At 71.0% G+C, this 12,805-nt stretch carries 6 protein-coding genes; 1 reads left to right on the plus strand and 5 read right to left on the minus strand.

What is annotated here, in order from left to right; translation table 11 throughout:
- Positions 1-337 precede the first annotated feature (337 nt).
- Genes AB0O01_RS26370 through AB0O01_RS26385 form a run of 4 tightly spaced genes read right to left on the minus strand, consistent with a single transcriptional unit; the run spans position 338 to position 11,824 of the window.
- Positions 338-2,200: a DUF1998 domain-containing protein gene (locus AB0O01_RS26370; protein ID WP_365317070.1), complete on the minus strand. Its 1,863-nt coding sequence runs from the start codon at positions 2,198-2,200 to the stop codon at positions 338-340.
- Positions 2,197-5,454, minus strand: coding sequence for a helicase-related protein (locus AB0O01_RS26375; RefSeq protein WP_365317071.1), 3,258 nt, complete (start codon positions 5,452-5,454; stop codon positions 2,197-2,199). The genes AB0O01_RS26370 and AB0O01_RS26375 overlap by 4 nt, the downstream gene beginning before the upstream one ends.
- Positions 5,451-7,355 carry a UvrD-helicase domain-containing protein gene (locus tag AB0O01_RS26380; protein ID WP_365317073.1) on the minus strand — a complete coding sequence of 635 codons (1,905 nt, stop codon included), beginning with the start codon at positions 7,353-7,355 and terminating at the stop codon, positions 5,451-5,453. Before AB0O01_RS26380 ends, AB0O01_RS26375 begins: the two co-directional genes overlap by 4 nt.
- The gene (locus tag AB0O01_RS26385) at positions 7,352-11,824 is read right to left on the minus strand and encodes a DEAD/DEAH box helicase (protein WP_365317074.1); all 4,473 of its coding nucleotides are present in this window, start codon (positions 11,822-11,824) and stop codon (positions 7,352-7,354) included. The genes AB0O01_RS26380 and AB0O01_RS26385 overlap by 4 nt, the downstream gene beginning before the upstream one ends.
- Before the next feature lie 81 nt (positions 11,825-11,905).
- On the opposite strand from AB0O01_RS26385, the gene AB0O01_RS26390 reads away from it, so the two are divergent.
- A complete protein-coding gene (locus AB0O01_RS26390) occupies positions 11,906-12,118 on the plus strand; it encodes a hypothetical protein (RefSeq protein ID WP_365317075.1) in 213 nt (70 codons plus the stop codon).
- 231 nt (positions 12,119-12,349) lie between these two features.
- On the opposite strand, the gene AB0O01_RS26395 is transcribed toward AB0O01_RS26390, so the two are convergent.
- Complete coding sequence (locus AB0O01_RS26395) at positions 12,350-12,571, minus strand: hypothetical protein (RefSeq protein ID WP_365317076.1); 222 nt, start codon at positions 12,569-12,571, stop codon at positions 12,350-12,352.
- Positions 12,572-12,805: the final 234 nt, after the last annotated feature.

Genomic DNA, 12,805 nt, shown 5'->3' on the forward strand with positions numbered 1-12,805 from the left:
CTTTTCTTGCTGCTTTGCCACGTTGATCGAGTGCCGACTCTAGACCACGCTGACTCCACCGGGTAGTGGAACTGCTACGGAGAGGAGTGGTGTACGTGTACGTGCCTCACGACGACGTGACCGCGGAGGTGGCCCGGTGAACGCCGGTACCCCGCCCGCCCCGGGCACCTCCCGGATGACGATCGAGACGTACCGCGTCCGCCCGAACGGCGAACGCGTGGGCCGCACCCGGCGCCGCACCTTCCGCGCCGGCCCCGGCCCGCTCACCCTGCTGGACGCGCATCGGTGGCCGCCTTGTCGGTGTGTGCGGTGCGGGGGTGGGGAGGGGCTGTCCGCCTCACGGCCGTGATCGCGCGGCGAAGTAGCCCAGCTCCGGGTCCTCCGGGGTGCCGACGAGGAGGGCGCGGTCGAGAAGGACGTTGTTGTGCTCGCAACTCGTCTCGGGGAGCATCACGCAGGCATGGCAGGCGGCGAGGTTGATGGTGGTTCTGAACACATCGGACTCGACGCAGAGCGGGTCGGAGGAGCACCACTCGGCGCGATTCAGGGCGGAGCGGATCGTCGGGTCGAGGCGCTCCGGTTCGCCCTGGGCGACCAGCCCGCCGAGACTGCCCGCGGAGTCGCTCGTCGCCGTGTAGACGAGCACCCCGGCCATGTCGTCCGCCGCGTACAGCCGCTCCCGCAGGGCCGCCGACGGGTAGCCGGCCTCCAGACTCCACTCGTTGATCAGGACGTGGGCCAGCGTGTGCAGCAGCACCATGCGGGGGGTGGCCGGGGAGGGGACGACCAGGCTCGGGTCGTCGGCCCGCTGCTCCAGTACCCGCTGGTGGGCGGTGCGCATCCGCTCGACGCGGGCGGCCACGGCCGGCGCCCTCTCCCAGGCGTCGAGCCGGTCCTCGTCCAGGCGGAGGAAGACCCCCTCGCCGCGTACCTCCATGGCCGGAAGCCATCGCAAGGGAGTGTCGGAGAGGGGCATCTCCTTCGATCCGGTGGTCGAGTCGGGATCGGCGAGGCGTGTGAACGCCTTCAGGGCGCGGACCTCACGGAGCTTCTTGACCAGCATCGGGCCGGTGATCCCGAGCGGACCGAGCACGCTCGGGTCGCCCAGCGGGGTCTCGCAGACGAACTGCTCTTCGTGGGAGTGCTCGCGCTCGTCATTGCCCGCGCGGAGACGCTCGTACTCCTTCTCCCGCAGGGCGCGGTAGCGGTGGTCGAAGGTCGCGGCGGCCCCGTCGGCCGGGTCCTCCTCGCGCTCCGCGTCGAGCAGGGCCATCACCTCGTCGAGCGACATGGGTGACGGACCTTTGAAGATGGCCTTGAGATAGCCCTTGACCTCTGCGCGGCTGTCGCACTCGCGAAGCTCGTCCCAGTGCTCGGCCAACGGGTCCGCGCGGCCGTCGCTCCACGGGGGGATCGAGAGCGCCGACTTCAGCACCGGCTGCCACACCGCCGACGAACCGCGCTGGAGTGTACGCAGATTCGATCCGCAGTTCACTTTGTCGGCGGACGTGCCCAGCCACGGGCGGGTACCTCGGCAGGTGAGCCCCAGATCCTTGAGCGCGTTCCTGCGGAACGAGCCCTCCATCGAGACCTCCGAGGCCCGACCGCAGGTGCAGGAGACGAGGATGGAGCGGAGCGAGGACGTGCGTCCGGACGCGCGCAGCCGGAGGATGCCGCCGCATCCGCCCACCGTGCCGGCATCGCGCTCAGTGGATCGGTGCACCCACTGCCAGTAAGGGAACTCGTCGAGATGTCCGGCCGCGCAGGCGACGACGAAACGCGAGGGGACGAGTTCGACCTCGCACGTACCGCAGACGCTCTTGCCGGTGGGCGGGTTGAACTCGCGGTGGCGCCGCAGCTCGGTGCACTCGGGGCAGGAGTGCATGAGGGGGAAGCGCCGGACGCGCAGCCCGTCCCGGCTCCTGTCGTCGGACGCGGGGGGCAGCCGGAAGTGGTCGACGCCGAGCACCCGGGCCAGCCGGCGTTCGTGGACGCGTGGCGACTCGTCGTCGCGCCAGCTCTCCTCGGCCCGGTCCAGCCCCGAGACGACGAAGGACTCGTGGTCGACGGCGATGAGCGATCCCATGCCGTATGTGGTGATCGCCTGGGCCCGGCGGACGGTGCCGCGACGCGGGAGGTTCTGGGCAGGTGCGGCGCTTCGCGCGCCGGTTCTCCGGCGGGGGGCGGGGGGCGGGGTCATCGGGTTCCCTCCATGAACAGGGCGGACTCCGCGTCGACGTCGCGCAGACTCCAGAGCGTGGACCATGCCGGGGCGTGCTCCGACTCGTCGTCGTACGCCCTCAGCAGCGAAGGGGCGCCACGGCTGCCCCTGGGGGGTTCGAAGACCAGACGGCTGTCTCTGTCGGCCGCATCCAGCCACCAGTCCACGAACTCGTCGAAGGCGAGGGAGACGGCCTCGGTCTCCTCCGGGGTGACCTCGCGGACCCGGTCCAGGAGCACGGGCTTGACGGTGTCCCGGAGGCGGTCCACGTAGGACTCGACCGCGCCGGCGCCCGGATTGGGGACGGCCTCCCGGATCAGGATGCGGGCGAGGGCGACGATCACCGCGTGCAGGCCCCGTTCCCGGGCGCGGGCGGAGAACGGGGTGACGGACGTGGACTCGACCTCGCGATAGAGGGCCGAGTGGAAGTGCTGGAAGCCCTCGTAGTGGGAACGGTCCCTGGCGCGGGAGGAGTTGAGCATGGTCACGACCAGTCCGGGGTGGGCGCGGCCCACCCGGCTGGTGGCCTGGATGTACTCGGCGGTCGTCTGCGGTTGTCCCATCACGGCCATGAGACCGAGACGATCGACGTCCACCCCGACGGCGATCATGTTGGTGGCGAGCAGGACGTCCACGGTGTCCTCGTCGGGGAGCCGTTTCTCGATGCCCTTGAGCCGGGCGGGGATCTCACTGGCGTCGATCCGGCTCGTCAGCTCGGAGTAGTGGGTGACGGGGCGTGCCGGCAGTGCTCCTTCACGCTCGGCGAGCAGTTCCAGATACGCCACCACGTCGTCGTGCACCTGGAGTTCCGCCGCCGAGAGCAGTCGGAGGCTGTTGAAGTAGCCGACGAGGCTCCAGTACGCGTCGCGCACATCGTCCTTGGTGTCCGCCTGCCGCGCCCGGTGCAGCAGGGTGGCGTACGTCCGGATCAGCAGGGTGGACTGGCTGGTGCCGGGGGCGAGGAGGCCGACGTAGCGGCGGCTCGCCTTCTCCTCGCGCGGGGTCTCCACGGCGAACCACGAGTCACGGGCGTCGAGACCGGCGGGCGGGAACTGCCGGACCCCACGGGCGAAGAGATGGCGGCCCTGGTCGGCGGCGCGGCGGATGGTCGCCGTGGAGGCGATCACCTTGGGGCGGCCGGCGAGGGCGTCCACCGCCGTCTCGTAGAGGCCGGTGAGCGTCCCGAGCGGGCCGGAGATCAGATGCAGCTCGTCCTGGACGATCAGTTCCGGGGGAGGGGTGCCGTCGGCCGGGTCGTCGCGGTTGAAGAGCGCGGCCGTCGCCGGGCGCCACGGCATCGAGGCGAACTTGTCGACGGTGGCGATCACCAGCGTCGGTCGGGCGGCGTAGACCGCCTCGTCGATCAGATGGACGGGCAGGCCGCCGGTGAAGGCGCAGTCGTCCCCGGGGCATCGGATGCGCATCCGCCGGGCGTTCACGTCGACGTCGTAGTCGCGGGCGTCGAGATGGGTCCCGCACCAGGGGCAGGCGTGCAGTTGGACGGGGTTCTCCGTGGCGAGGCGCCTGTTCGGGCTCCGGCGCAGCTCGTCCAGCTTCCGGCCGGCCTCGTCGAGCTTGTTCGGCGTGGCCGAGCGCCCCACCCACATGCCGACGGAGAACTCCTCCCGGCCCAGCTCGGGCGTGCCGCGTCGCAGGTTCTCCATGGCGCAGAGCAGGATCGCGGCGCGCTGGAACTGCTGAAGGGTGAGCAGCCGCAGCGTGTAGCGCATGAGGACGGTGACCCCGCCGCCCTCGGCCCCCCTGCGGATGCGGCGCAGGAACGACGTGAGGGCGATCAGCCCGAGATACGCCTCCGTCTTGCCACCACCGGTGGGGAACCACAGCAGATCGGAGATCCGCCGGTCCGGGTGGTCCGGGTCTTCGACGCCGGCCAGGCAGAGCAGCACGAACGCGATCTGGAAGGGTCGCCAGCGGCCGGCGGCCGGATCGGGGGAGCCGACGCGTCCGTCCTTCACCCAGGCGCTGCGGGCCCGCTGGTCGGCCATCGCACGATTGGCCAGCCGGAACGCCCTCATCAGATCGGGCCGGGTCCCCAGCAGCCCGATCCCCTCCCGAATCCTGTCGAGGGCCTCGCGGCAGGCCGCCACCTGCTCCCGCGCGGGCCGCTCATGGGTGTCGCCCGCCAGGGCATCGGCCTCGGCGGCCTTGCGGGCGATCCACTGCTCGTAGCCCGCGGCGAGCGCGTCCAGGGCGGCCAGGACCTCGACGTCGGACCCCTCCGCCAGCCCCAGCATGGACAGCGCCGAGCTGTCGATGTCCGGGTTGGAGTCGGTGAGGAGCACCTCCACGGTGGGCACGAAGGTGGTCCGCACCTCGGGGACGGCGGCCCGGACGGTGTCGGTCACGCCGATCGGCGGAGGGCTCCAGTCCCAGGCGGCGGCGCAGTTGTGACCGACGGCGAAGGTAGGGGCGTGGCGGTGCAACAGCCGACTCGTGGCGATCTCGGGGTCGTGGGCCACGGCGGGCGCGGGCCGTTCCACGAACGCGGTGGAGCCGTCGGCGGCGCGCACCGTCAGACCGCACTGGAAGAGGGAGAACGCGTCCTGGAGATCCCATGTGCCGACCCGCTGGGGGTTGATCAGCGTGACCGTCACCGTGACCGTGCCCGTCCCCGGATCGGGACGCCGCACGGTCACGTGCAACGCGGCCTCCGGTGTGAGCGGGATCGGTCCGGCGGTGGATGCCGTCACGTCGACCGACACGTCCGGGAGGTCGAGTTCCCGGCGCCGCCATCGCTCCCGCTGGTCGGCGGTGGTGCGGGCCTCGGCGCGTCGGGCCGGCGTCGGCGCCCCGTCGGCGTCGGTGGGCTCGTAGACGGCGGCCCGCGCCGAGACCACGATCGTGTCGCAGACGGCCGGGTCGACCGCGAAGGTGAGACCCATCGTGGACGGGCGGCGGTCCGCCGAGGCGCCGGTGTCCTGCTCGGCGCCGGCATCGTCGACGTCGTCGCGGGAGAGCAGCGGGGCGGCGTCCAGGCCGTCCACCGCGGCGTGCTCCTCGTCCTTCCGCCGCTGCGCGGCCGGGTCCGCCGCCCGCGGGTACAGGACGCCGGTGATGTAGCGGTCGATCGGCGCGTCCTGGGTGAGCACCTCGTCCCGGTCGGCCGCCCCGGCGTCCGGCGCGGGGCCCAGCAGCTCCCGGCCGAGCCCCACCAGGAGTTCCTCGTCGCGCACCCGGTAGTGCTCGGTGTGTCGTCCCGCCCCGTGCGTCATGCGCGCTGCTCCTCGTCCTCGTGCGCTCGTCGGTACCGTCCGATCCCGGTGATCCGGGGGGCGATCCACACGCCCCGGTCACCGAGGCCCGCGTTGGCACCCGCGGCGGTGCTGCCGGTCACGGTCTCCAGGGTGTCGATGCGCAGGCCGTGGATCTCGTCGGGCCACCAGGGGTCCCACGTCCGGTTCACCCGCTGCACCCGGAACAGATCCTCGCGGAACCGCTCCGACGCCTCCCCGATCTCCCGCCCCTCGTGGAGCAGGGCGTAGGGCGGGCTCTGCCCCTCACCCATCGGCAGGTCATGGCGCCTGCGCCACACCACGGCCGCCCCCGGGGCGACCCGTTCCAGGAGGTACCCCTGTGTCGCCACGGCGTCGGTCCCGGGACCGGGCGGGTCGTCGCGGTGGACGTCCCCGGCCTCGGCGACGATCCCGAACCGGTCGTACGACCGCCATCCCCCCAGGTACCGGCGACCGTTCCTCCTGTCGCCCGCCCTCCTGAGCATCGGCGACTCGGGCGGGACCGCGTGGTAGAGGTCCTGGCGGGCCCGCGTCATCGCCACGTAGAGGGCGCGGGCCTCGGCGGGGAGGTCCGTCCCGTCCTTGTACCGCCTGCGCAGTTCGGTGGACGTCGGCGGGGTGAGGACGATCACCCGGTCGAACTCCAGCCCCTTGGCCCGGTGCACGGTCGAGACCACGATCGGCCCGGTCTCCGGGTCGGCCGCCTCGTCGGGGAACGTGCCCTCGGCGACCGCGCGCCGCAGCCGGTCCGGGGCGAGCGTGTCACGGCCGGGGCCTCGGGCGGCGCGCCGCAGCACCGTCCACAGCGCGGGCACGTTCGGCTCGTACGGCAGGGGGATCTCCGCGAGGAGCGAGCGGAAGCGGTCCTCGGTGAGGGCGCTCGCCCCGGTCCGGCGCAGCAACTCGGCCACCCAGTACGGCACCGGCCGCTCCTCCAGGGGGCGGCGCAGCCGGTGGGCGACCCCGTGCTCGTGGAGCAGCGCGGAGACCACCAGGGCTTGGCCGTTGTCGCGGGTGAGGATCGCACAGGTCTCGGAGAGGGTCCGCAGGCCGTCCAGGGCGAGCGGGTCGGTGAGTTCGCCCATCCCGTTCAGCGGGTCCAGGAGGAGGTCGCGCAGTTCCTCGTAGCGCGTCGCCGCCTCGTCCGCGTCGGTGACGTGCTGGAGCCGGGGCCCGTGCGCGAGGGCGATCCGGGCCTCGGGGGTGACGGCCCGGAAGTTCCCGGTGAGGCGGAGTTCCACCAGGTCGTCGAGGTACGACAGCCGAAGCCAGTCGAAGAACCGTCCGGTCTCGTCGGTCCGCTCGGCCGCGTCCTCGATCTGGAATCCGTAGACGGACTGGGCGGCGTCGCCGACGACCGTGAAGCCGCTGCTGTCCTGGTAGCGGTCGAGCAGCGCCTCCACCAGTTCCCGGCGCCCGCCCAGCAGATCCTGCACCTCGTCGATCACCACATGGGCGGGCGGAACGGCGTCACCGGTCTCCAGGGCCCCCTTCTCGATCGCCCGGGTCGCCGCCGTGATCCGCTCGTCGAAGCCGACCGCGTCCCACCCGCCGTCCGGATGCGCCGCGACGAGCACCCCGTACGCCCAGGCGTCGAAGGTCTGCGCCCGCACCCTGCGGGCCCGCTCGCCGTGCCGGGCGATCCGCTCCCGCAACTCCCTGGCGGCGGCCCGGGAGAAGGTGAGGACGAGGATCTCGGCCGCCTCCAGCGCCTGCTCGGGGTCCTCGTGTCCGCACAGCGCGTCCAGGCGGCGCACCAGGGTGTGGGTCTTGCCGGCCCCGGCTCCGGCGGTGACCAGGACCCGGGCGTCCCAGGGCTGCTCGACCACGGTCCGCTGTTCCTCGGTGAGCGGCGGGCTGTCGAGGTAGGCGTCGGTCATGTGCGGCTCCACAGATGCTCGAACTGGGTGAACGCCAGCCGGGTGTCGAAGTTCGCGATGTTGTCACTGACGTTGAGGATCAGGCAGGTGTCCTTGCCGCCGTTCCTGGGACCGCGCAGACCGCGTCCGATCATCTGCTGGTAGACGTTGGTGCTGTAGACCGGGCGGGCCACCACCACGACCCGGGTGGCGGGTGCGTCGAAACCCTGGCTGAGGACACCGTAGTTGGTGAGCACCCGGATGCGTCCGTCCCGGAAGTTCTCGATGCGCCTGCGCCGGTCCTGCGTGCTGGTCGTCGCGTCGACGGCGGCGGACGGCACGCCCCGGTCGTTGAGCATCGCCGCCAGGTACTTGGCGTGGTCGACGGAGGTGGCGAAGAGCAATGTCGGCCAGTCGTCCGGCAGTTCGGCCACCGAGTCGACGATGCGGCGGCTGCGCGCGTGGTCGTCGGCGAGGCGCTGCTCGGCGGCACGGGAGAGCGTCGCCATGCGATCGGCGTGCGCCTTCTCGTCCCGGGTCAGCTCGATCCGACCGCCTTCGAGGGTGCGGTGCTCGACCTGGGCGAGCATGCCCCAGTCCTGGAGGTCGCGGTAGGGATCACCGGACGGGAAGACCCCCTGGTCGAGACGCGTGTTGCCGAACCGGCCGATCAGGCGCCGGGTCTCCTCCTCATTGGTGTTGCGGAACGGGGTGGCGGTCAGACCGAGCAGATGCCGACCGGTCTCGTACTGGGTGAGGCCCAGCCGGGTGAGGATCTCCGTGTACCGCTTGGAGATGGCGGTGTGCGCCTCGTCCACGATCACCAGCGAGGCCCGCCGCAGCCAGGCGTACGGGTCGGTGCCCAGGCACCGCTCCAGCGTGGCGTCGATGGAGATCACCAGATGGGGGTGGTCGACGACGTCCCCGACCTCGTTGCCGCCCCAGAGCCGGCTGATGGTGAGCGGACGCTCCGCGCCGACCTTGCTCCAGACGAACTTCCAGCTCTGGACGGCCTGTTCGCACAGTTCCTCGGTCTGCGCGATCCACAGCAGCGGACCGTCCAGGTCCCCGACCCGCTTCACCCAGCGGATCACGGCCTCGGCGGTGATCCGGGTCTTGCCGGCGCCGGTGGGCAGGGACAGCATGCCCCGCTGGGGCGCCAGCCGGTCCAGCATGGTGGAGATGTTCCTGACCAGGTCCTCCTGGTAGTCGTGGAGGCTCGGGAAGTCCCGGGGGCCGTCGACCGTCTCGGACGACGGCAGGGAGGGAGCCCTGGAACCGGCGAAGGCGCCGGGCAACCTGAGATCCGAGACGAACGCGATGGCGGCGGACGAACCCCCGTACCCCACGGGCGCGTTGGGGAAGCGTCCCTGGATGTCCCGGGCGTGCTGATGGAGCACCCCGTCGCCGTGCGCGTTGAACGCCATCTGGGCGATCCGACGCCCCGACGGCTCCACTCCGCCGGTCGCTTGCAGCTCGGCCTCCATCAGCCCCTCGGGGAGCCCGGCGCGCAGCGCGGCGGCACCGACCAACAGCTCGATCTTGGCCACCACGTCCTCGGCCTCGCGCACCGCCCGCTGCGCCGCCTTCAGCGCCCCGTCCCGGGCCATGCGCTCCTGGTGCTCCAGCACGGCCCGGCAACCGGCCGCGCCCAACCCCAGTCCCAGCTCGCGGTCGATCAACCGCAGCATCGGCTCGGGCTCCAGCGGCACCCGCACCTTCACGGTCCCGTCCCGGCGCACCGCGTCCAGCGGGGTCGCGTGGGTGCCGTTCGGGGTGCGGGTGACCGCCTCCAGCTCGGTGCACCGTTGCACCAGGCTGTTCCGGTTCCCGCTGTTCAGCCGCTGCCGCAGTCCGGGGAACAGCTCGACCAGCGGTACGGGGTCGCCCTCCGGCACCTCACGGGTCTCCCGACTGATCACGTCGGAGTACCGGAGCATGCCCCACCGCTCGACCATCAGCTCGGCGTCCGCGGCGGTCGGCACGAGCAGCGCGGGGAGCTGTTCGGCACGCAGCGCCCGGTACTCGGCGGCACCGACGGCGAGGGCGATCTCCGCGTCCGGGCGGGTGCCCCAGGCGTCGCCGATCCGGCAACGGGTCAACGCGTCCTCGGGAAACTCCGCGCCGAAGCGGGTGAGCATCACGTAGGTGGCGCCGACGAAGGTGTCGTCCTCGCTCCGGGACACCTCGTCGAGGAGGGCGGTCCAGCGGTCGGCGGGGACCTCGTCGACGGTGCTCGGCAGCCCGAGCCGCCGGGCCTTGTCGGGCGAGATGTCCGCGACCGGCAGTACGTCGCGATAGCCGGCGAGCTGCGGACCAACGGCGTCCTTGAGGCGCTTGACCCCTTGGGAGGTGGTGACGTACCCGTGCTTCGTGAGCATCCACCGGATCGGCGAGACCACGGGCTGCCGCGTGCTGCTCTGCGCCCCGATCTGGCGCGTCCAGCGTGCCACCACGGCGTCGTCCGGAAGCGCCGCGAGGAAGGCGGCTCGGGACTCCTCGGAGAGCGTACGGAACAGATGGAGCGGGCCGCCGATCGGGGCACCCTCGACCTTGATCTGGCCCAGCCCGGTGCGTCGGGCATCGCTGGGCAGTCCCCTCAGATGGGAGGCGTGGAGGGCCTCCCGGTACTCCTCGAACCAGGCTTCGCCCGCCTGGGGCCGCACTCCGCCCGTCGGCCGCTGCCGCAGACCGACCTGGGCGAAGAAGGGCGTGTCGTCGGAGTGGAACCCCATGTCGACCGCGACGCTCGGGTCACGCGTCGCGTCGACCACGACGCCGGGCACCATGCAGTCCTCGATCGGTCGGAACTTCCCGTCGGCGGTCCGCACCCGGAGCGTCGAGCGCGGCGCGGGCACTCGCTCCAGGACCTTGTGGGCCAGGCGACCGACCCCGGCCTGCCGGAACAGCTCCCAGAAGCGTTCCCAGTCGGACGGGCCGTAGTGCTTGAAGCCTTGGTCGAGGACGGAGACGAACCGCCCGTCGGCATCGGCCTCACGAATGCCGAGCACATTGAGCGCGTGCGCCAGCTCCGGGTCCTGGGCGAGTGAGTCGACCACGTACACCAGGGATTCGCGCAGCCCGTCGCGGTCGGTGCGACGGAACACCTTGCCGCGCACGGGGGCGACGTGGCCGTGTTCCTCGGTCAGCACGACACGGGCCTTGAGGGCTTCCTCGGCCAGGGGCGAACTGGCCTCGATCATGCTCGCGAGAATGCGGACGGCAGTGGCCGACGACTCGGCCGTACCGCACTCGACGAGCGCCTCCAGCCACGCACGGACATCGGTCCGCTCCCGTCCGGCGGCGCCGAGGATGTGTTCGACTTTCCCGGAGCGTAGGACGTCCGCCTCGGCACTCGGGTGCAGCCAGTTCGAGGGGCGTCCGGGACACTCGTGCCACATCCGGAGCCAGCCGGTGACCTTCTTCGGGTCCTTGTCGAGCCGGGGATGGGCGTGCAGTTCGGTCGGGAGCCGCAGGACGCCGTCCTGGTCCGGCAGCGACGGACGTTCCGTCGTACGGGCCCAGATCGCCCGGGTCAGGAACTCGTCGGCCCAACTGATCGACTCCTTGAGACGCCCGGGGAGCAGCGGGAGGTAGGCGGCCGGGTCCTCGGCGGGCGCCAGGGAGGGCAGGGAGTCGACGACCAGCCCCGCCGCCACCCTGATCATCTCCTGGTTGAAGGGGGACGAGTCGAGGAGATTCTGACGGTCCTCGTTGGTCTTCCAGGCGCCGTTGAGGATGCCGCTCAACGACATCTCGTACTTGGTCGGGAAGAAGGACCAGAACTTGCCACGACCGCGCGAGCGGGGGCTGACGTAGAGGCCGCTCTCCGGGTCCTTCTCCTGGGCGGGGACGGCCCAGGCGAGGTCGAGCGTGAGGCGGTCGTGCAGCTCCCCGGCGTCCGCGCGTGCCGCCGGACCGGGCTCGTGGGTGAGGGTGAATACGCGCCAGCGGTCGCTGGTCAGGGCCTTTCCGGTCCGCTCCTCGATGAGGGTGTGGAGGTCGCCGGTGTGCCGGGCGGTCAGCGTCCGACGGGCCACCGGTCGGGGCCGGCGGTCCTCCAGCACGACCTTCCCGACATGGGGGGAGAACAGAGGGAACCCGGCCGGGAACTCCTCGCGCGGCTCGTCGTGGTCCTTGGCGCGGCCTCCGTGCATGTCCCGTCCCAGCCTGTCGTCGGCTTTCGGGAGGAGGGGCAGTCGGACGACGGTGGTCGCCCAGGTCAGCAGCTCCTTCAGCACGGGGTCCGCATCGCCCTCGGCCCTCACGTCGAGCGGGCGGGCCATGCGCAGGACGGGGGCGTCGAACTCCTGCCCGTAGCGCTCCGACACGCCGGGCACGGCCTTGATCTGCTCGTACGACCAGGAACGGTCGAATCCGAAGCTCCCGGAGCGGCTGAAGAACTGGGGTGCGTCGGTCACCACGAGAACCGATTTCACCCCGACCCCGAATCGCCCGATCTGCCCTCCTCGTTTCCTGGAAAGACTCATCCGGAGAATTGTCTCGGCACCCTCAGCGGTTACCGGGTCTCCTTCATTGGCGCAGTACAGGAAACGCTCCGTGAGAACTACATGGATCTTTCCGCCCGGGTGATCCGCGATTTCGTCGGCCGCGTTCTGGACGAGTTCGAAAAGTTGACGATCGCCGTATCCGCCCTGGGTGATACGGCGTTCGCCATTGGCGTGCTCGGCCACGAGACCGGGGTCCACGGCGTAGGTCTGGAGGACACGGGAGGACTGGTCGTGAACGGTCTGGATCACCGCAGCGGAAGGAGACGGCACTGAATTCTGCACCCCTTGGGATGTCAAGGTCCGAAAGGAAGAGGTAGGGGGCGGGCCGGCCGACGGCTTGCGTACGGCCGGCCCACGTGGCGTCGCGGGACGGAGAGGGGCCCGTGCAGCTCGTTCACACATAGCTGAAGCGGGCTCAGGACGAGTGGATGACCTGGAGGAGGGAGGGGGGAGTGGTGCTTGCCCGCCATCAATGTTCCCGTAGCGTGGCAGTCGTCGTGCTCGTCAGGCCGAAGGAGGCTCGTCGGGCAGGTTCTGAATCACCTTTTCCAAACTGGGAAATCTTTCGGCGAATTCCTCCTTGCTCAGCCCCAAGCGCGTGTGGACCTCACGCGCTTCCGGCTTGCTCTGCGCTGCCCTGACACCCAGGTCAAGCATGACGTACTCCCGGCCAGGGAATAAAGCGTCGGCCCATTCCTGTTCTTGCTGGTCCACGTTCTTTTTCACCCCTGATTTGTTAAGTTTTCTGGCGCGCAGGGGTGTGCGGACACATGTCCCCCGTTGCTTGGATAGTTGATTCTGGGTGAGATTCTTGCCCCGGATCAACGCTAGCGGGTCGGAGTCTCGTGTCGCCAGTCCTTTGGGGACGTTCCGCGAAGAGGGTCGAGCGGCGTTCGAAATGTGTTTTGGACGCACCTATCCCCTTCACTCGAATTCCAGTTCTGAGGAATTCCGAGTCAG

This window comes from Streptomyces sp. NPDC093252 (assembly GCF_040683675.1).
Lineage (GTDB): Bacteria > Actinomycetota > Actinomycetes > Streptomycetales > Streptomycetaceae > Streptomyces.

What these genes read in the sequence shown, in the direction of transcription:
- AB0O01_RS26370 (WP_365317070.1), bottom strand. Translation starts at nt 2,200, where the DNA reads ATGACCCCGCCCCCCGCCCCCCGCCGGAGAACCGGCGCGCGAAGCGCC.
- AB0O01_RS26375 (WP_365317071.1), bottom strand. Translation starts at nt 5,454, where the DNA reads ATGACGCACGGGGCGGGACGACACACCGAGCACTACCGGGTGCGCGAC.
- AB0O01_RS26380 (WP_365317073.1), bottom strand. Translation starts at nt 7,355, where the DNA reads ATGACCGACGCCTACCTCGACAGCCCGCCGCTCACCGAGGAACAGCGG.
- AB0O01_RS26385 (WP_365317074.1), bottom strand. Translation starts at nt 11,824, where the DNA reads ATGAGTCTTTCCAGGAAACGAGGAGGGCAGATCGGGCGATTCGGGGTC.
- AB0O01_RS26390 (WP_365317075.1), top strand. Translation starts at nt 11,906, where the DNA reads ATGGATCTTTCCGCCCGGGTGATCCGCGATTTCGTCGGCCGCGTTCTG.